Here is a 19,856-nt window from a genome sequence, read left to right as displayed (position 1 = left end):
AATCGAGATGATGACAAGCCAAAAGATGTCCAAAACGCTGCTGGCGATTATGCTGGGTACTGCGATGATGAGCGGTTCTGCACTGGCAGAAACGACGATGGATAAAACGCAATCCGCGGCTGACAGCGCCGGGCAAAAAGTCGACAGCTCAATGAATAAAGTCGGCAACTTTATGGACGACAGCAGCATCACGGCGAAAGTGAAAGCGGCGCTGGTCGATCATGATTCGATTAAAAGCACCGATATTTCGGTGAAAACCGACGATAAAGTGGTCACGCTGAGCGGCTTCGTTGAAAGCCAGGCTCAGGCGGAGCAAGCGGTTAGCGTCGCAAAAGGCGTAGAGGGTGTTTCCTCCGTTAGCGACAAGCTCCATGTGCGTGACAGCAATAAAGAAGGTATGCAGGGTTATGCGGGCGATACTGCAACCACCAGTGAAATCAAAGCCAAACTCCTGGCTGACGACATCGTTCCGTCCCGAAAAGTGAAAGTAGAAACCACTGATGGCGTGGTGCAGCTTTCCGGTACGGTTGACTCCCAGGCACAAAGTGAACGTGCCGAGAGCATCACCAAAGCGGTTGATGGCGTGAAAAGTGTGAAGAACGACCTTAAAGTTAAATAAATCTGTTTAAGACATTCTTCCCCGGCAAATAGTCGGGGAAACGAGTCTGTCGTTTTGAGTGCCTGAGCGTTCATCAAAGCGGTCGACATTCACTATGGTAAAGGAGAATCGTATGTTTCGTTGGGGCATTATATTTCTGGTTATCGCGTTAATCGCCGCCGCTCTGGGTTTTGGTGGTTTAGCCGGTACGGCAGCGGGCGCAGCAAAAATTGTCTTTATCGTCGGTATCATTCTGTTCCTGGTCAGTCTGTTCATGGGACGCCGGCGTCCATAGCGTGTTAAATTTTCGTAACACAAAGCCAGTCCATTGGACTGGCTTTATCAGTTTAAGAGGATCCTTATCTGCGTTATGGTGATGTGACAAAACAATCAAAAACGGGAAAGCAGTGTGGGACAGCGAATTCCGGTAACGCTTGGCAATATTGCGCCACTTTCGGTGAAACCCTTTCGTCCAGGACAGCTAGCGCTGGTATGTGAGGGCGGGGGGCAGCGCGGCATTTTTACAGCCGGGGTACTGGACGAGTTCATGCGTGCGCGATTCAACCCGTTTGATCTGTTCTTAGGCACTTCTGCCGGCGCGCAAAATCTTTCCGCCTATGTGTGTAACCAGCCGGGCTACGCCCGCAAAGTCATCACCCGTTACACCACCTCCCGCGAATTTTTCGATCCGATGCGTTTCGTACGCGGCGGTAATCTTATCGATCTTGACTGGCTGGTCGAAGCAACGGCGAGCAAAATGCCGCTGGCGATGGACGTTGCTGCGCGTCAGTTTGACGGTGGAAAATCGTTCCTGATGTGCGCTTTCCGAGCCGATGACTACTCGCCTGGCTACTTTTCGCCTACCCGCGAAACGTGGATGGATCAGATTCGCGCCTCCAGTGCGATTCCTGGTTTTTATCGTCCAGGCGTGACGCTCGACGGCATTAACTGGCTGGACGGTGGCGTGAGTGATGCGATTCCGGTGCAGGAAGCGGTGAAGCGCGGTGGAAAAACCATTGTGGTTATCCGCACGGTCCCGTCGCAGATGTATTACACGCCGCAGTGGTTCAAACGAATGGAGCGCTGGCTGGGCGAAAGCAGCCTGCAGCCGTTTGTGAATCTGGTCCAGCATCATGAGAAGACCTACCACGCTATTCAGCAGTACATTGAAACGCCACCGGGAAAAGTCCGGATCCTGGAGATTTTCCCGCCTAAGCCACTGAAAAGTATGGCACTCGGCAGTGGGCTGCCTGCGCTGATGGAAGACTATAACGTCGGTCGCCAGTGTGGACGCTATTTCCTGGCGACGATGGGAAAAATGCTGGCCGAGAAGCCGCCAATACTCCGTTTCCGTCCACGTGTGACCACACCCGCGCCGGTGGTGGTGCCGCCTGCAGCAGCGGCCAACGATCTTCACAGCGCAACGCTGGTCGATGTGCCGCAGGCCAACGACGCCAATTTTGATAACGAGGGGCTGGCGTGAGTTTCCGCTTTATCGATACCCATTGCCATTTCGATTTCCCACCATTCGTGGATGACATCGCGCACAGCCTGACGCTTGCGGCGCAGGTGGGTGTTACCAACATTGTTATTCCGGCGACGGAAGCCTCACGCTTTGAGTTGGTGCTGTCGTTGGCGGCGGAGCACTCGCCGCTGTATGCCGCACTGGGCCTGCATCCGATAGTCATTGAAAAGCATAATGACGAGAGCCTGGCGCAGCTTGCGACGCTGCTGGCCCGAAAGCCGCCAAAACTGGTGGCGGTGGGGGAGATTGGGCTTGATTTGTATCGCCACGATCCGCAATTCGACAAACAGCAGGCGCTGCTTGATGAGCAGTTGAAGCTTGCCAAACGCTACGATCTGCCGGTGATCCTCCACTCGCGCCGCACCCATGACAAACTGGCGATGCATCTCAAACGGCACACTTTGCCGTGTACCGGTGTGGTTCACGGTTTTGCCGGAAGCCTGCAACAGGCGCAGCGATTCATTCAGCTTGGTTATAAGATTGGCGTCGGCGGCACCATCACCTATCCGCGGGCGAGCAAAACCCGGGACGCGATCGCGCGTATTCCTCTTTCTGATTTGGTTCTGGAAACTGATGCGCCGGATATGCCACTGAATGGCTTTCAAGGGCAGGCTAATCGTCCTGAACAGGCCGTACGGGTGTTCGAGTCACTGTGCGAGCTGCGTTCCGAATCCCCTGATGTTATTGCCAATACCCTGGCTGATAACACGGAGAAATTATTCCCTGCCTTATTATTTACGTCGCATTGAGTGACGTAGATCTCATTATTTAGCTTTGCATTCAGATTATTGCCAGAAATGTGTGACACGGACTCACAGAATAGTTACGGATCGTTATAATCGGCGAGATTGCTGATATTTTTCTCATTTTTAAACCTTTCACTTTCAATACACAGGGACTCTGTATGCAAATCCTCATGGGATTGATTGGCATGGTGGTGCTGCTCGCCATCGCCGTGCTGCTCTCCAGTAACCGTCGTGCTATCAACCTGCGTACCGTACTCGGCGCGTGGATGATTCAGATAGCCATAGGGGCGCTGATCCTTTATGTTCCTGCCGGACGTAAAGTGCTGTTGGCGATGTCTGAAGGCGTGGCAAACGTTATCGCTTACGGTAACGAGGGCATTGGCTTCCTGTTCGGTGGCCTGGTGTCCGATAAAATGTTCGAAGTCTTCGGCGGCGGTGGCTTTGTTTTCGCCCTGCGCGTGCTGCCGGTTATCGTCTTCTTCTCGTCGCTGATTGCGGTGCTGTATTACCTCGGCATCATGCAGTTCGTTATCCGTATTCTGGGCGGTGGCTTGCGTGCGCTGTTGAAAACCTCCCGTACCGAATCGCTGTCTGCCACCGCGAACATTTTTGTCGGGCAAACTGAAGCGCCGCTGGTGGTGCGTCCGTACATTGCAACCATGACCCGCTCTGAGCTGTTTGCGGTAATGTGCGGCGGTCTGGCATCGGTAGCCGGTTCTGTTCTCGCGGGCTACGCACAGATGGGCGTGCCGCTGGAATACCTGATCGCCGCGTCGTTCATGGCGGCACCGGGTGGCCTGCTATTCGCCAAAATCATGTTGCCAGAAACTGAAACGCCAAACGATTCGCCGGATCTTGAAGCGCAAATGCCGGATATCGACAGGCCGTCTAACGTGCTCGACGCCGCCGCATCTGGTGCTGCATCTGGTATGCAGCTGGCGTTAAACGTCGGCGCAATGCTGCTGGCATTCGTGGCGCTGATTGCGCTGCTGAACGGCATTCTTTCCGGGATTGGCGGTTGGTTTGATTATCCGCAGCTGTCGATGCAGATGATCCTCGGCTGGATATTTTCCCCGCTGGCGTGGGTGATTGGCGTGCCGTGGAGTGAAGCTAACGTGGCCGGATCGTTCATTGGCCAGAAGCTCATTATCAACGAATTCGTGGCTTACATGAACTTCGGCGAATATCTGAAGGACGACGCGGTCGTTGCCGCTGCAGGCTTGCAGGTGATTTCTGACCACACCAAAGCCATCATCTCCTTTGCGCTGTGCGGCTTTGCCAACCTGTCGTCAATTGCGATCCTGATTGGTGGCCTCGGCAGTATGGCCCCAAGTCGTCGTCAGGATATCGCCCAGCTCGGCCTGAAAGCCGTCGCGGCCGGTACGCTCTCGAACCTGATGAGCGCGACCATCGCCGGGGTATTCTTGTCGCTGTAACTATAAGTAAAGCGCCGGGAGAATAATGCGGGTTATTCCCCGGTCCTGTAGCGCCTGTGCCAGTGGCTCAACGTCCCCGGAGCAGGCGCTACGCCAGGTTTTCGCCTCGCCGTACACCCCGTGTGCATGAAAGGCATTCAGCCGCACCGGTACTTCTCCTAACGAACGAATAAATTCACTCAGCGGCTCAATGCACGGCAGATAATCCGTTTTGTCCGGGATCACCAGTAGACGCAGTTCCGCCAACAAACGGTGTTCTGCCAGCCAGCGAATGCTCTTTTTAATCCGTGTATTACTGCGTTCGGTCAGCGCATGATGCGTCGTTTCAGCCCACGCTTTTAAGTCCACCATCACGCCGTCACAAACGGGCTGTAACTTTTCCCAGCCGCTTATACCCAGCTCGCCGTTACTGTCGACCAGGCAGGTAAGGTGTTTCAGCGTGGGGATATTTTTGAGCTGCGTAAACAGTTCAATGATAAAGGGCAGTTGGGTGGTCGCTTCGCCGCCGCTGACGGTTATCCCTTCGATAAACGGCGCGGCACGGGCGATGTGTTTTAGCACGTCATCTACCGACAGCGTTTGTGTCATCGGCGTGGCCTGCTGCGGGCAACTTTTCAGGCAGGTATCGCACTGTTGGCAGTTCGCTTCCAGCCACACAACGTGACCCTCCTGAATCGATAGCGCCTGGTGAGGGCAGGGTGCGACGCAGTCTCCGCAGTCGTTGCAGCGCCCGATGGTCCACGGGTTGTGGCAGTTTTTACAGTGCAGATTACAGCCCTGTAGAAACAGCGTCAGACGGCTGCCGGGGCCGTCGACGCAGGAGAATGGGATAATGTTACTGACTAAAGCGCATCTGCTGTTCATGGCTGATGACTCTCGGCTGTCGTTCCAGAATGCGGGTATTACGGGCGGCTTCCTCACCGAGCCAGGTGGTGTTGGTACGCGAAACTTCCTCGCGGAATTTCTCCAGGTCGGAGAGTCGTACCATATACCCGGTGACGCGCACCAGGTCATTACCGCTGACGTTGGCGGAAAACTCACGCATCCCGGCGTTAAATGCCCCGAGACACAGCTGCATCACCGCCTGCGGGTTACGTTTGATGGTTTCATCGAGGGTTAAAATGTCGCTGATCCCGGCGTGATAAAACGCGTGATGTGGAGCAACAGTCAACAGGTGGCTTACCGGGTCCGGTTCGCTGCCGTAAGGAATGCGCGCGCCCGGCGTGGTGCCGCTGTCGGAGCTGATTCCCGATTGTGCATGGAGCAACGCGCGATTCTGCCAGCCGTATTTCACCGGCGTTGTTTCGACGAATTCTGCTAACTGTGCGCTGATGCGCCAGGCCAGCTGATTGGCCGTGTCATCCTGACCGTAGCGCGCCGGGCTGCCTGCTTTTTCACACAGCACGTTCACGGCCTCGGCAAGGGCATAAATCCCGAACATCGGAGTAAAGCGCTGCGGGTCAATCAACCCTTCTGCGACCAGGAAGCTATTCTCAAAGAAGTGTGATTGTTCGTAGAGGAAGGCGCAGCGGCTATCAATGATGTCGATTTGCTGTTGGCAGTAGTACGGCAAAACGCGGTTGAGGAAGTCTGCTTCTGACTCACTTCGCAGCGCAATTTCCTTCAGGTTGAGACGCACCAGCGTGCTGCCGCCGCCCGCCAGCGGCAGCGAGTTGTAACAGCTGACCACGCCGTAACGGCCTTTTGTGAAAATTTTATCATTCACCGGGCCGTTAGAGATGTGCGGTTTGCTGCACTCACAAATGTTTTTGCTCACTTCCAGCAGCAAAGCATCCGGAGTGATTTCAGGATCGTAGATAAACGTCAGGTTCGGTGCGACCTGCTTCAGTTCAGCATCGGCACGTAAAATGGCTCGTGTGACGGGCGTATCTTCCGGGCCGATGTTCACATGGGTAAACGCATCCGGTAGGGTTCTGTCGAGGTAACGCCAGAAACGTTTTATGCGAATATCAATTTCATCTTGTGTTAGAATTTTAACATACGGTGAAAGGATCGTATCCAGATGCCCAAGGTAAACCGGCATCGATGTTACCGAAGGCACGTGATGAAAGAGAATCGTGAGTAACGACAGCGCGTCGTCTAAATCCTTCGCGCCTTCGAGCTCTAGCCACTGTGAGCCGTTGGCGAGGAAGCGGGCGTAGTCAGGCAGAACGTAGCGTGGTTTGTACGGCGCGTGACCTTCAAACATGTCGCAGATTACGCCGTCATCCAGCGCCGTCCGGGCTTCTGTTGACAGTTCCGGGTAAGGTAAAGCGTTTTCTGCTTCGAGCGCCAGGAAGTGACGTTTTTGCTCGGGGCTCAACGTATTGCTGGTCACAATATTCTGGCAGCGTTGCTCAAAAGAGTCAGACATAGACGTTCCTCAGACGCGATGGCGATGAGGGCATTATAGAGAAAAGCGTCGGCGAGGCTTTTGATCCATATTCCCTCGCTGCTGCTTTAAAGAGTGATAAATATCTCATTACGGTAATGCAAATTTGTATCTGCGTTTCATTAACTGTGATGGGGATCGAAGTGAAACGCTGGGTCGGTGTTAAAATAGTCACAGACCCGCAAGGTAAAATTACACACCGGAGATAATATGACCGATTTAACAGCAAGCAGCCTGCGCGCGTTAAAACTGATGGACCTGACCACCCTCAACGATGATGACACCGACGCGAAAGTGATAGCCCTGTGCCATCAGGCGAAAACCCCGGTGGGCAATACTGCGGCAATCTGCATTTACCCGCGCTTTATCCCTATTGCACGTAAAACCCTGAACGCGCAGGGCACGCCTGACGTGCGTATCGCGACCGTCACCAACTTCCCGCATGGTAACGACGATATCGACATCGCGCTGGCGGAAACCCGCGCAGCCATCGCTTACGGCGCAGACGAAGTTGATGTGGTGTTCCCATACCGTGCCCTGATCGCCGGTAACGAGCAGGTGGGTTTTGACCTGGTGAAAGCCTGTAAAGATGCCTGTGTGGCAGCGAACATTCTGCTGAAAGTGATCATCGAAACCGGCGAACTGAAAGAAGGGCAGCTTATCCGTAAAGCGTCTGAAATCGCCATCAAAGCGGGTGCCGATTTCATCAAAACGTCTACCGGTAAAGTGCCTGTTAATGCGACTCCAGAAAGTGCGCGCATCATGATGGAAGTTATTCGTGATATGGGTGTGGAAAAGACCGTGGGCTTCAAACCAGCGGGCGGCGTACGTACTGCAGAAGACGCGCAGGCCTTCCTGGCGATTGCTGATGACCTGTTCGGTGCTGACTGGGCGGATTCTCGTCACTATCGCTTCGGCGCATCCAGCCTGCTCGCGAGCCTGCTGAAAGCGCTGGGCCATGGTGATGGTAAGAGCGGTAGCGCTTACTAAGCCAAACATTGCCGGATGACGCTTTGCTTATCCGGCCTACTGGATCGTAGGGCGGGTAAGCCTCGCGCCACCCGCCACAATTCACCCGATTCCTCATGGGGGTTACCGTGTTTCTCGCACAAGAAATTATTCGTAAAAAACGCGATGGTCACACGCTGAGTGACGAAGAGATCCGTTTCTTCATCAATGGCATCCGTGATAACACCGTGTCGGAAGGGCAGATTGCCGCCCTGGCGATGACCATTTTCTTCCACGATATGGCCATTGAGGAGCGCGTCTCGCTGACCATGGCGATGCGGGATTCCGGAACCGTACTTGACTGGAAAAGCCTGAATTTAAACGGACCGATTGTGGATAAACATTCCACCGGCGGCGTGGGCGATGTGACGTCGTTAATGCTTGGCCCGATGGTAGCGGCCTGTGGCGGCTATGTGCCGATGATTTCCGGGCGTGGCCTGGGGCACACAGGTGGCACGCTCGACAAACTGGAAGCGATCCCAGGGTTTGATATCTTCCCGGATGACAGCCGTTTCCGCGACATTATTAAAGACACCGGCGTGGCGATTATTGGGCAAACCAGCTCCCTCGCGCCTGCGGACAAACGTTTTTATGCGACCCGCGACATTACCGCTACGGTTGACTCCATTCCGCTGATCACCGCTTCCATTCTGGCAAAAAAACTGGCCGAAGGGCTGGATGCGCTGGTGATGGATGTCAAAGTCGGTAGCGGCGCATTTATGCCGACTTACGCGCTTTCCGAGTCGCTGGCTGAAGCCATTGTTGGCGTATCCAACGGGGCTGGCGTACGCACCACCGCGCTGCTGACCGACATGAACCAGGTGCTGGCATCCAGCGCGGGGAATGCGGTTGAAGTGCGTGAAGCCGTACAGTTCCTCACCGGCGAGTACCGCAATCCTCGCCTGTTCGAGGTGACCATGGCGCTGTGCGTGGAAATGCTGATCTCCGGTCGTCTGGCACAAGACGAAGCCGAAGCCCGCGCTAAACTGCAGGTGGTACTGGATAACGGTAAAGCGGCGGAAATCTTTGGCCGCATGGTGGCCGCGCAGAAAGGCCCGACCGATTTCGTCGAAAACTACGCGAAATACCTGCCGACGGCGATGCTCAGCAAAGCGGTTTACGCTGATACCGAAGGCTTCGTGTCGGCGATGGACACTCGCGCGCTCGGAATGGCGGTCGTTTCAATGGGCGGCGGTCGTCGTCAGGCCTCTGACGCACTCGATTACAGCGTTGGCTTTACCGATATGACGCGTCTGGGCGACAGCGTTGACGGACAGCGTCCACTGGCCGTTATCCACGCTAAAGATGAAGCAAGCTGGCAGGAAGCGGCAAAAGCCGTGAAAGCGGCAATTAAACTGGACGATAGCGCACCGAAAGAAACCCCAACGGTCTATCGTCGAATCACACAATAGCGGTATACTGATCTGATCGCTTTTTTGCAGCGCAAAACGTACGGAGAAGATATGAAACGTGCATTTATTATGGTGCTGGACTCTTTTGGTATCGGCGCCACTGAAGACGCAGAGCGTTTCGGCGACGTCGGGGCCGACACAATGGGCCATATCGCAGAGGCCTGTGCAAACGGTGAAGCAGACAAAGGCCGTAAAGGCCCGCTGAACCTACCAAACCTGACCCGTCTGGGTCTGGTGAAAGCCCACGAAGGCTCGACGGGCAACGTTGCCGCGGGCATGGACGGCAACGCTGAAGTGACTGGCGCATACGCCTGGGCGCATGAGCTTTCTTCCGGGAAAGACACGCCGTCAGGTCACTGGGAAATCGCCGGTGTGCCTGTGCTGTTTGACTGGGGATATTTCCCGGAACACCACAACAGCTTCCCGCAGGCGCTGCTCGACAAACTGGTAGAACGTGCGAACCTGCCGGGTTACCTCGGTAACTGCCACTCATCCGGGACCGTGATTCTGGACGAACTGGGCGAAGAGCATATGAAAACCGGCAAACCGATTTTCTATACCTCCGCTGACTCCGTGTTCCAGATTGCCTGCCACGAAGAAACTTACGGTCTCGATAAGCTGTATGAGCTGTGCGAAATCGCGCGTGTTGAACTGACCGAAGGCGGATACAACATTGGCCGTGTGATCGCGCGCCCATTCGTTGGCGATAAAGCCGGTAATTTTGAGCGTACGGGCAACCGTCACGATCTGGCCGTTGAACCGCCAGCACCTACCGTGCTGCAGAAACTGGTTGATGAGAAAGACGGCCACGTGGTCTCCGTCGGTAAAATCGCGGATATCTACGCCAACTGCGGCATCACCAAAAAAGTGAAAGCCACCGGTCTGGACGCGCTGTTTGATGCCACCATCAAAGAGATGAAAGACGCAGGAGACAACACTATCGTCTTCACTAACTTCGTCGATTTCGACTCCTCATGGGGCCACCGTCGCGATGTAGCGGGTTATGCTGCGGGTCTGGAATTGTTCGACCGCCGTCTGCCTGAGCTGCTGGAGCTGGTGGGTGAAGATGACATCATCATCCTCACCGCTGACCACGGCTGTGACCCGACCTGGACCGGTACGGACCACACCCGTGAACACATTCCGGTACTGGTGTACGGCCCGAAAGTGAAAGCAGGTTCTCTGGGCCATCGCGAAACCTTCGCGGATATCGGCCAGACGCTGGCGGCGTACTTCGGTACCTCGGCAATGGACTACGGCAAAAATATGCTGTGATGGGATTGCCCGGCGGCGAGAGGCTTGCCGCGCCTACGGTTAGGTTAACCGGGTCGCAGCCCGGTGAATTAAACATAAAAAGGAAATAATGATGGCCACTCCACACATTAACGCAGAAATGGGTGATTTCGCAGACGTCGTACTGATGCCGGGCGATCCGCTGCGTGCGAAGCACATTGCTGAAACCTTCCTCGAAGATGTCCGCGAAGTGAACAACGTGCGCGGCATGTTGGGTTTCACCGGGACGTACAAAGGCCGTAAAATTTCCGTAATGGGTCACGGGATGGGTATCCCGTCCTGCTCCATCTACACCAAAGAGCTGATCACCGATTTCGGCGTGAAGAAAATCATCCGAGTGGGTTCCTGTGGCGCGGTGCGCATGGACGTTAAACTGCGTGACGTGGTTATCGGCATGGGTGCCTGCACCGATTCCAAAGTAAACCGCATGCGTTTCAAAGATCACGACTTCGCGGCGATTGCTGATTTCGGCATGGTACGTAATGCCGTCGATGCAGCGAAAGCGCTGGGTGTTGATGCGCGCGTCGGTAACATCTTCTCTGCTGACCTGTTCTATTCCCCGGACGGCGGCGAAATGTTTGACGTGATGGAGAAATACGGCATCCTGGGCGTGGAAATGGAAGCGGCTGGTATCTACGGCGTTGCGGCTGAGTTTGGTGCGAAAGCGCTGACCATCTGCACCGTGTCTGACCATATCCGTACTCACGAGCAAACCACTGCCGCTGAGCGTCAGACCACGTTCAACGACATGATCAAAATCGCGCTGGAATCCGTACTGCTGGGCGATAAAGAGTAATTCTCGTTGTGCCGGGTGGCGGCGACGCCTTACCCGGCCTACGATTTTGTCGGTCCGCCAGCGGACATTTTCTTCATTATCTCACCGCTTTTGCAATCCACGCCGATAATTCCCGCAACTCTTTTTCCCGTTCCGGGAAATCCACTAACAGCGCATCACATTCCTGTTGCAGACTCTCTGCGCGATACAGGCTGCCTTGCAAACGCGCCGCCAGGGCTTCGAGCGGGGCAGGGTTCAGGCTGTCGGTAAAAACCTGTGCGCGAGTGATGTGACCTTTCTCTACGTCAAAATGCAGCTCGACACCGCCCCAGGTAAAGCGTTCATCCAGCAGATGCGAGAACGCTGGCGCCTGACCGAAATTCCATTCCCAACTGCTTTGACGGGCAAAGGTTTCCGCGAAGTTAGGCAAGTCCGGCGTTTTGTCCGGAGAAATGACCTCGGCTTCAACTCGCTCGCCGTAGTGATCGAAGAATGCCTCCGTCATCGCATCGCAAATCTGCTGATGAGTGATGCCTGGCAGCAGTTCGGTCAGGTTCGCCACCCGACCGCGTACGGAAGTGATGCCTTTCGCCTGCAACTTTTTCTTATCCGGGTTCAGGTAATTTGCCAGACGGCTGAGGTCGGCATTCAGCAGCAGAGTGCCGTGATGAAAACCGCGATCCATCGTTTCGCGATAGGCAGAGCCAGAGACTTTGCGATCGCCATCCAGGGTTTTGACGACGAGATCGTTACGCCCGGAGGCTTCAGCTTCCACGTCCAATGAATTCAGAGCGTTAAGGACGATGTTGGTCGAGATGATTTTATCGTATTCCGGCTTGCCTGCCATAAAGGTAAAGCAGGTATTACCGAGGTCGTGAAACACCGCGCCACCGCCGCTACTGCGACGCGCAAGGCGTACGTTGTCCTCCTCCATCCGCCGCGTATTGCACTCCTTCCACGGGTTTTGCGCCCGGCCAATGACCACGGTATCCGCGTTGCGCCACAGGAACAATACACGTTGGGTGGCCGGCATCTGGCGGAAAATACACTCTTCGACCGCCAGATTAAACCAGGGATCGTATGAATCAGAGATGAGCAAACGTAGCGTCGACATAGCAGATTTCCTTTCTTATTCACTTCACTCAATATATCAATTATCTATCGTTCTTTTCGTCTTCATCTTCTTCCGGTACGGACTTGCTGGCCGTCAGCAGGAACGGGGATTGCTGCCAGCGGGTGCGTTTGCCTTGCAGCAACGTACGGGTCAATACCACGCCGATCGCCAGCGAAAGCAGCAGCATCAGACGTAAAATGTTGGTGGTGTTATCCACCTGCTTGGCTTCCGTCGCCAGCGTATGGGTGTCGAGCGTTAGCCGTAGGTAGCCGAGCGGTTCATTCTTCCCTTGAATGGGTTCGACGATCTGTTGGTTGAAGTATCCCCCGGCTTTTTTCCCGTCGAGCGCCAGCCTGTCGCGAACGTTCACGCTTTCCCCGGCGTGAGTGACCAAATCGCCTTGTTCGTCATAGACGCTGGCATCTAGCAGGCGGCTGCTCGTGGTCAGTTGCGTCAGCAACTGATTGATTTTTTTCTCATCCGGCGTTTCTGAACGCATTAGCGGCGCCAGGTTCAGCGTGACCTGATGGGCGAGTGTGCGAGCCAGTTCTTCCATCTGCGGATTACGCTGCCGCTGGTGGCTTTGACTGAACCACGACGCCCCTTGCATCAGGGCAACCAGCAGGGCGAGACAGATAAGAACGATCACGGCGCGATGCAGCCGAAATTTCAGTTTTGCGCGAACCATATTCCACCTTTGAAAATTTGCAGCTTAATGTGTCAACGCAAAGCAGAAAAGGCCTTTTTGTTGCAAGACACAAATGTCCTGACTTCTGGCTAAGGCATAGGTTTATTGTTTCAACGCTGTCCGGGCACAAAAATTTCGCTCCCAATGTGTATAGCATTCTCTATACGGCAGGTGTAAGCTGTGTATATCATTTGCTATACAGGGGCTCATCATGAAATCTGATGTTCAGCTTAACATCCGGGCTAAAGAAGCCCAGCGCGCGTTGATCGATACCGCTGCCGGTATTCTTCATAAATCACGTACCGACTTTATACTGGACATAGCCTGCCAGGCTGCTGAAAACGTTATCCTTGATCGCCGGATGTTTAATCTCGATGATGAACAGTACGCCGAATTTATCGATATGCTGGATGCACCCGTAACAGCGAATCCGGCACTGGATACGCTCCTGGCGAGAAAACCGCAGTGGGAAAAGTAACTGCTCCCGCACCGCTAAAGTCGACTCACATTCTTTCAGAGTTTCACTCCGGGGAAGCTGCTCTGGATGAATGGATCAGACTCAGGGGGTTAAAAAACCAGTCGACCGGCGCCGCCAGAACGTTTGTGGTATGCCGGGAGGATTCTTCACAGGTGATTGGTTTTTACTCTCTGGCCACCGGCAGTGTCACTCATGCTATTGCACCCGGTGGGCTCAGAAGAAATATGCCTGACCCCCTTCCCATCATAATTCTGGCCCGGCTAGCCGTTGATTCGAGTTGCCAGGGCCAGGGTCTTGGTGCGGATTTACTGCACGATGCGGTACTGCGTATTTGCCGGGTGGCGGAGAATATTGGCGTCCGGGCCATTATGGTGCATGCCTTGTCTGATGCGGCAAAACTGTTTTACCTGCATCATGGATTCCAGCCCTCAATGACACAGGAGAAAACACTTTTTCTCCGGTTACCTACTGCCATTTAACCGCCCGTCAGCCCTGATTTTCACTGTATGCAACTCACAGCCAGAAGCGGATATTTTTAACAAAACGTTTTGTTAATCATGAGGAACAAGCCATAGCGGCTGTAGTCATTCTGGTGACCAATAATGTGAGAGAGTTTGCGCGGATGCCGGGCCTGGTGCAGAAAGACTAGATTTGCTGAACGCGGACAGAACGCCGGATGATGAAGGTCCGCTCTGTGCCAGGAGCGGACGTTACTGGGGTTCTGAAAAGCACCTTTGTAATAGCCTGATTAGCTTGCCCCTTTATGTATGTTAATCTGAAGCCAATAAAACAATTACGTCGGAGAGCGTATGCAAGGTCCGGATCCACTGAACAAGCATCCAATGGAAGGGTTTCCTCAGGTTTGTTTCATCAAAAATACAGTGACGAATCCAAACATTATCATTGGCGATTTCACCTATTACGACGACCCAGAAGACTCTGAGAATTTTGAGCGGAATGTTCTGTATCACTTCCCTTTCATCGGTGACAGACTGGTTATCGGTAAATTTTGCGCTATAGCAAAAGGTGTCCAGTTCATTATGAACGGTGCGAACCACAAGTTATCAGGCTTCTCTACGTTTCCATTTTATATTTTCGGAAATGGATGGGAAAAGGCGATGCCAAAGCCCGAAGATTTGCCGTACAAAGGCGATACGATAATCGGAAATGATGTCTGGATAGGTTACAAAGCGCTGATCATGCCTGGCGTGAAGATCGGCAACGGCGCGATTATTTCCTCCCAAGCTGTTGTTACCACCGACGTGCCTGCTTATACCATTGTCGGTGGAAACCCTGCAAAAGTGATTAAATCACGATTTCCAGATGAAATAGTAATCGAACTGGAAAAATTAGCGTGGTGGGATTGGTCTGTAGAAAAGATAACTAAACACCTCACGGCAATAATGTCTAATGACATTAATACGCTTCTTACAATCGAGTAATCTGAATTGGCACGGCCAGCCGACATCTCGTTCAAAGCAGCTCCTGAATGGTCTCACTGGCCATTTTTGCCAGGAGCGGACGTTTGAGAGACATCCAAACCCATCTCATGTACGCTATTGTTCATAATTTTTATAGTCTATAGGTGTCAGTTTATGGTTAGCCCGAAAGAAATAATGGAGCATTATGTCATTGATCCTCAGGATAGCTATTTTGTTAATGGTGTACCGCCGGTTGAGAATGTAGTGGTCGTTGCTTATGATCCTTTGTGGCCGGAAATATATTCAACACTGGCATCTAAAATTAAGAGTAAATTAGGTTCACATCTACTAAAAATTGATCATGTGGGTTCTACGGCAGTACCTGGTCTTGCTGCCAAACCTGTTATTGATATTGACCTGACGGTTGCTGATGCTGCTGATGAAAAAACATATGTATTAGCGCTTGAAGGTCTTGGGTATAGACTTATTGTTCGTGAACCCCGCTTCCATGGCCATCGTCTTTTCCATTATGATAATCCAAGAGTTAATCTGCATGTTTTTACTCGGGACACCCCTGAAACAGCCCGGCATTTGCTTTTTCGAGATTGGTTGCGACAGTCAAAGAAGGACTGCCAGCTATATGCTGACGTTAAATTAGATGCAATTAAAGGTTGTAGCTTAGATATTCAACAATATCACGAAAATAAAAGTAAAGTGGTGCATGAAATCTACCACAAAATATTCAAAGGTTTAGGCTATATCTAATATCTTTCTTGATCGTTATTCCGCTTCTCGCTCTTAGCAGGCATTGACCATAACAAATGAGATTTACCATAACCCCCTAATTGTACGCACCGCTAAAACAGGCTGGCGGCGTTTCTGACGAATAACCGGTAAAAAGGGTAACAAACCACCCGAAAAGCCGCCAGAAACGCACAGGCAGAATTTTACCCCACTGCATGACTATTCAGGTAAATGAATCCGTCCCGTATTCATCCTGATTTGTCCCTGTCAGCCTTCTTTCTGGGTAACTTCGGTGGTTTTACAGGGGACATACTTTGCGTTCTGCGTGTATTCCAAGGATGATCGGCTGCCGGTTTAACATAGAACTTCGAACGCAGGTCGAAACGCGCATTCTCAACCCGCTCATGAACACTCTTCTCGTCATCAAGAGGTAAGGGCTCAGGCCCATCCACATATTTCTCACAGCCAAGTTCCCGGCTGTCGTGCAACACCGTGATCTCTCCCTGAAAATTCTCACAAACCGTGACGAGCGCATGCCTGAGTCGGTAACCCTGCCCTTCTGAGCGAATCTGATACGCGCAGGTTTTGTACTGGAACGTCAGATTCCTGGACAACACACGGCGGGCCTGATAGGAGAGAATGTAATTCAGTTCTTCCGGAGTGTGATGAATGTCCCGATGGGCATTACCGCCTTCCCGGGGCTGGGATGCAAAGCGGTCATTGTAAGCTTTCACGAATTCCGGCAGCCAGGCGTTAGCCGTTTCGATGTCACTGATATGACGAAGTCGCAGCTCTTTAACCAGCCTGTCCTGCAACGTCTGATTAGCCCGTTCAACCCGACCTTTAGCTTGCGGGGTGTTAGCATGAATCGGCGCTATGCCAAGCGTTTTCACGGCGCGGGTGAACTGCGTCAGCTCACCTTCCCTTTCCGGGTTATTAACACGGAAAATACTGTGTCGATCTGAATACAGGGCGAGAGGGAGTCCATGGTTGCCGAGATAATCTCGCAGAGTTTCCATGTAAGCCCGGGTGGTTTCGGCCGGGGCGAACCGAAGGGCCATCAACGCACTGGTCGCATCATCGATAAAGACGATCAGCGTGCAGCGCGGCCCCCGAGCTCGAACCAGTCATGCGGAGAGCCATCAATCTGGATCAGCTCCCCATAGCAAGGGCGGCGCTGCCGCCGCTGATAAATACGGGCAATTTTACGACGACGCTCTCGCCACAGTCCCTCCTCAACCATCCACTTACGCAATGTCTCAGCGGACAGCGCCAGCCCGTGAATTTCACGCAGCTTCTCGCTGGCAAAGGTGGGCCCAAAATCCGGGTATTTATCCCTGACAAGCGAGATAACGAGTGAACGAAACTCAGGCGAGAAAGCATTATTGGGACGTTTCCCGCGACGGCGTGAAACCAGCCCCTGAGGACCTTCAGCCCGGTATCGTTGAACAAGACGTTTGATCTGCCGGACCGAAATACCGATTCGCTCCGCAGCCTGGTCCTGAGTGATGTGGCGGCTAACCGACTCCCGAATAATCTGGAGCCGATCGAGCTCTTTGTGACTCATGCTAATTATCTCTTCTGCCATGAAATATCCCACCAAAATACGATGGGTGACATTTCTGATTTGGTCAAAGGGGACATTACCGCATAGTCTTAACAATTTGCAGCTTAATGTTGCCAGAAGCGCTGGATACAAGGTAGCCTCATGCGTTATTTTCCTGCGCAAATCTCGATTATTGGAGCTGTAATGCCGAACAGTCTGACCTGGTGCGACCTGCCCGAGGATGTCTCCTTCTGGCCTGGGCTGCCGCTGTCTTTAAGCGGTGATGAAGTCATGCCGCTGGATTACCATGCCGGACGCAGCGGCTGGCTGCTGTATGGTCGTCGTCTCGATAAGCAGCGCCTGACCGATTATCAGCATAAGTTGGGAGCGGCGATGGTGATTGTTGCCGCCTGGTGTGTTGAAGATTATCAGGTCATTCGCCTGGCGGGTTCACTGACGCCGCGTGCGACGCGCCTGGCGCATGATGCCGGGCTGGACGTGGCGCCGCTGGGGAAAATCCCGCATCTGCGCACGCCGGGGCTGCTGGTGATGGACATGGATTCCACCGCAATCCAGATCGAATGTATTGATGAAATTGCCAAACTGGCGGGCACCGGTGAGCTGGTGTCCGAAGTGACCGAGCGCGCCATGCGCGGTGAGTTGGATTTTACCGCCAGTCTTCGCCAGCGCGTCGCCACGCTGAAAGGTGCCGATGCGAACATTCTGCGTCAGGTTCGCGATACGCTTCCGCTGATGCCGGGCCTGACCCAACTGGTGCTGAAGCTGGAAACGCTGGGCTGGAAAGTGGCGATCGCCTCCGGCGGTTTTACGTTCTTTGCCGATTATCTGAAGGACAAACTGCGGCTGACGGCGGCGGTGGCCAATGAGCTGGAAATTCGTGACGGTGTGCTGACCGGTAATGTTACTGGCGACATCGTGGATGCGAAGTATAAAGCCAGCACCCTCATAAGCCTGGCCGAAACGTACGAAATCCCGACCGCGCAGACCGTGGCCATTGGCGACGGTGCCAACGACCTGCCGATGATCAAAGCGGCGGGACTGGGCATCGCCTATCATGCCAAACCGAAAGTTAACGAGCAGACGGAAATTACCATCCGTCACGCTGACCTGATGGGCGTGTTCTGCATTCTCTCCGGCAGCATGAATCAAAAGTAAGAGGTTATTGTGGCGAAAGCACCCAAACGCGCGTTTGTCTGTAACGAGTGTGGCGCGGATTATCCGCGCTGGCAGGGACAGTGCAGCGCCTGTCATGCCTGGAACACCATTACCGAGATGCGCATTGCCGCTTCGCCCACAGTGGCACGCAATGAGCGCCTGAGTGGATATGCGGGCGCTTCTGGCGTGTCGAAAGTGCAGAAGCTGTCCGAAATCAGCCTTGAAGAACTGCCGCGCTTTTCCACCGGTTTTAAAGAATTCGATCGCGTTCTTGGCGGAGGCGTGGTGCCTGGCAGTGCAATTCTGATTGGCGGCAACCCAGGTGCGGGTAAATCCACGCTGTTGCTGCAAACGCTGTGCCTGCTCAGTGAAAACATGAAAACCCTGTACGTGACCGGTGAAGAGTCCTTACAGCAGGTTGCAATGCGCGCACACCGCCTCGGTTTACCGGCGTCGAATCTCAATATGCTGTCTGAAACCAGCATTGAGCAGATTTGCCAGATTGCTGAGGAAGAAAAGCCGAAGCTGATGGTTATCGACTCCATCCAGGTGATGCACATGGCGGACGTTCAGTCATCGCCGGGCAGCGTGGCGCAGGTGCGTGAGAGCGCGGCCTATCTCACGCGCTTTGCCAAAACCCGCGGCGTGGCGATAATCATGGTCGGTCACGTCACTAAAGATGGCTCGCTGGCTGGTCCAAAAGTGCTGGAGCACTGTATTGACTGTTCCGTGCTGCTGGACGGCGATGCTGATTCCCGTTTTCGCACCCTGCGCAGCCATAAAAACCGCTTCGGCGCGGTGAACGAACTCGGTGTGTTCGCCATGACCGAACAAGGGCTGCGCGAAGTCAGCAATCCGTCGGCCATTTTCTTAAGTCGCGGCGATGAAGTGACGTCCGGAAGCTCGGTGATGGTGGTCTGGGAAGGCACGCGCCCGCTGTTGGTAGAAATTCAGGCGCTGGTCGATCAGTCTATGATGGGCAATCCGCGCCGTGTTGCAGTTGGTCTGGAGCAGAACCGTCTCTCTATTCTGCTGGCGGTGCTGCATCGTCACGGCGGTTTGCAGATGTTCGATCAGGACGTGTTCGTCAACGTGGTGGGGGGCGTAAAGGTCACCGAAACCAGTGCCGACCTGGCGCTGCTGATGGCGATGGTCTCCAGCCTTCGCGACAGACCGCTGCCGCAGGATCTGGTGGTGTTTGGTGAAGTCGGGCTTTCGGGTGAGATTCGCCCAGTGCCGAGTGGACAGGAGCGTATTTCCGAAGCAGCTAAACATGGCTTCCGTCGTGCGATTGTCCCAGCCGCCAACGTGCCGAAAAAAGTACCAGAAGGGATGAAGGTCTTTGGCGTGAAGAAGCTTTCCGATGCATTGAACGTCTTTGACGACTTATAATTAAATCCCCGTCGTCTTTCCGGCGGCAGGTGTGTTGGCTACGTTCTCTCACCCGAATCACTTAGTTTTCTAAGTTCATCGGGCTTCGTTCACTTGCCACCTTCCTGCCACC

19 protein-coding genes and 1 pseudogene are annotated in these 19,856 nt (G+C 53.8%); 15 read left to right on the top strand and 5 right to left on the bottom strand.

Annotated features, from left to right (window positions below; all coding sequences use genetic code 11):
- The first annotated feature begins 7 nt into the window (after positions 1-7).
- From osmY to MUU47_RS06970, 5 genes are all read left to right on the top strand, one after another.
- On the top strand, positions 8-619 hold the full coding sequence (gene osmY, locus MUU47_RS06990; protein ID WP_258987456.1) for a molecular chaperone OsmY: 612 nt from the start codon (positions 8-10) through the stop codon (positions 617-619).
- A gap of 112 nt (positions 620-731) precedes the next feature.
- On the top strand, positions 732-893 hold the full coding sequence (locus tag MUU47_RS06985) for a DUF1328 domain-containing protein (RefSeq protein WP_007373037.1): 162 nt from the start codon (positions 732-734) through the stop codon (positions 891-893).
- Positions 894-1,007: 114 nt separating this feature from the next.
- The gene (locus tag MUU47_RS06980; protein ID WP_258987455.1) at positions 1,008-2,081 is read left to right on the top strand and encodes a patatin-like phospholipase family protein; all 1,074 of its coding nucleotides are present in this window, start codon (positions 1,008-1,010) and stop codon (positions 2,079-2,081) included.
- Positions 2,078-2,872, top strand: a complete 795-nt coding sequence (locus tag MUU47_RS06975) for a TatD family hydrolase (protein ID WP_258987454.1) — start codon at positions 2,078-2,080, stop codon at positions 2,870-2,872. Before MUU47_RS06980 ends, MUU47_RS06975 begins: the two co-directional genes overlap by 4 nt.
- A gap of 155 nt (positions 2,873-3,027) precedes the next feature.
- Positions 3,028-4,305 carry a NupC/NupG family nucleoside CNT transporter gene (locus MUU47_RS06970; RefSeq protein WP_258987453.1) on the top strand — a complete coding sequence of 426 codons (1,278 nt, stop codon included), beginning with the start codon at positions 3,028-3,030 and terminating at the stop codon, positions 4,303-4,305.
- Here MUU47_RS06970 and MUU47_RS06965 read toward each other — a convergent pair whose 3' ends face one another.
- Both MUU47_RS06965 and MUU47_RS06960 read right to left on the bottom strand, forming a co-directional pair.
- Positions 4,306-5,169, bottom strand: coding sequence for a YjjW family glycine radical enzyme activase (locus tag MUU47_RS06965; protein WP_258987452.1), 864 nt, complete (start codon positions 5,167-5,169; stop codon positions 4,306-4,308). It lies immediately after the preceding gene.
- Positions 5,141-6,679, bottom strand: a complete 1,539-nt coding sequence (locus MUU47_RS06960) for a YjjI family glycine radical enzyme (RefSeq protein ID WP_258987450.1) — start codon at positions 6,677-6,679, stop codon at positions 5,141-5,143. The genes MUU47_RS06965 and MUU47_RS06960 overlap by 29 nt, the downstream gene beginning before the upstream one ends.
- 228 nt (positions 6,680-6,907) lie before the next feature.
- Here MUU47_RS06960 and deoC point away from each other — a divergent pair, with 228 nt between their 5' ends.
- From deoC to deoD, 4 genes are all read left to right on the top strand, one after another.
- Positions 6,908-7,687 carry a deoxyribose-phosphate aldolase gene (deoC, locus tag MUU47_RS06955; RefSeq protein ID WP_258987449.1) on the top strand — a complete coding sequence of 260 codons (780 nt, stop codon included), beginning with the start codon at positions 6,908-6,910 and terminating at the stop codon, positions 7,685-7,687.
- A gap of 107 nt (positions 7,688-7,794) precedes the next feature.
- The gene (gene deoA / locus MUU47_RS06950; RefSeq protein WP_258987447.1) at positions 7,795-9,117 is read left to right on the top strand and encodes a thymidine phosphorylase; all 1,323 of its coding nucleotides are present in this window, start codon (positions 7,795-7,797) and stop codon (positions 9,115-9,117) included.
- Positions 9,118-9,168: 51 nt separating this feature from the next.
- The gene (deoB, locus tag MUU47_RS06945; protein WP_258987446.1) at positions 9,169-10,392 is read left to right on the top strand and encodes a phosphopentomutase; all 1,224 of its coding nucleotides are present in this window, start codon (positions 9,169-9,171) and stop codon (positions 10,390-10,392) included.
- 91 nt (positions 10,393-10,483) lie between these two features.
- Positions 10,484-11,206, top strand: a complete 723-nt coding sequence (gene deoD / locus MUU47_RS06940; protein WP_095280675.1) for a purine-nucleoside phosphorylase — start codon at positions 10,484-10,486, stop codon at positions 11,204-11,206.
- Positions 11,207-11,282: 76 nt separating this feature from the next.
- On the opposite strand, the gene lplA is transcribed toward deoD, so the two are convergent.
- Positions 11,283-12,299 (bottom strand): lipoate--protein ligase, encoded by a 1,017-nt coding sequence (gene lplA / locus MUU47_RS06935; RefSeq protein ID WP_258987445.1) that lies wholly within the window; start codon positions 12,297-12,299, stop codon positions 11,283-11,285.
- Between the two features lie 40 nt (positions 12,300-12,339).
- Positions 12,340-12,987 (bottom strand): YtjB family periplasmic protein, encoded by a 648-nt coding sequence (locus tag MUU47_RS06930; protein WP_258987444.1) that lies wholly within the window; start codon positions 12,985-12,987, stop codon positions 12,340-12,342.
- 211 nt (positions 12,988-13,198) lie between these two features.
- On the opposite strand from MUU47_RS06930, the gene MUU47_RS06925 reads away from it, so the two are divergent.
- The 4 genes from MUU47_RS06925 to MUU47_RS06910 all read left to right on the top strand — a co-directional run bounded on the left by MUU47_RS06925 (position 13,199) and on the right by MUU47_RS06910 (position 15,651).
- Positions 13,199-13,465 (top strand): type II toxin-antitoxin system TacA family antitoxin, encoded by a 267-nt coding sequence (locus MUU47_RS06925; protein ID WP_159758667.1) that lies wholly within the window; start codon positions 13,199-13,201, stop codon positions 13,463-13,465.
- Entirely contained in the window at positions 13,453-13,944 is a 492-nt protein-coding gene (locus MUU47_RS06920) for a GNAT family N-acetyltransferase (protein ID WP_258987443.1), read from the top strand. The genes MUU47_RS06925 and MUU47_RS06920 overlap by 13 nt, the downstream gene beginning before the upstream one ends.
- A gap of 330 nt (positions 13,945-14,274) precedes the next feature.
- Positions 14,275-14,907 (top strand): Vat family streptogramin A O-acetyltransferase, encoded by a 633-nt coding sequence (locus MUU47_RS06915; protein ID WP_159777030.1) that lies wholly within the window; start codon positions 14,275-14,277, stop codon positions 14,905-14,907.
- Between the two features lie 153 nt (positions 14,908-15,060).
- Positions 15,061-15,651, top strand: coding sequence for a GrpB family protein (locus MUU47_RS06910; protein ID WP_235033762.1), 591 nt, complete (start codon positions 15,061-15,063; stop codon positions 15,649-15,651).
- 227 nt (positions 15,652-15,878) lie between these two features.
- Here MUU47_RS06910 and MUU47_RS06905 read toward each other — a convergent pair.
- Positions 15,879-17,218: pseudogene (locus MUU47_RS06905) on the bottom strand (ISNCY family transposase).
- A gap of 162 nt (positions 17,219-17,380) precedes the next feature.
- On the opposite strand from MUU47_RS06905, the gene serB reads away from it, so the two are divergent.
- Positions 17,381-18,352 carry a phosphoserine phosphatase gene (gene serB / locus MUU47_RS06900; protein WP_258987442.1) on the top strand — a complete coding sequence of 324 codons (972 nt, stop codon included), beginning with the start codon at positions 17,381-17,383 and terminating at the stop codon, positions 18,350-18,352.
- Positions 18,353-18,361: 9 nt separating this feature from the next.
- Complete coding sequence (gene radA, locus MUU47_RS06895) at positions 18,362-19,744, top strand: DNA repair protein RadA (protein WP_110510686.1); 1,383 nt, start codon at positions 18,362-18,364, stop codon at positions 19,742-19,744.
- Positions 19,745-19,856: the final 112 nt, after the last annotated feature.

The organism is Scandinavium hiltneri, from assembly GCF_024764835.1.
Taxonomy (GTDB): domain Bacteria; phylum Pseudomonadota; class Gammaproteobacteria; order Enterobacterales; family Enterobacteriaceae; genus Scandinavium; species Scandinavium hiltneri.
Note: the sequence above shows the minus strand (reverse complement) of the source record. Positions and strands in the feature narration are given on the sequence as shown.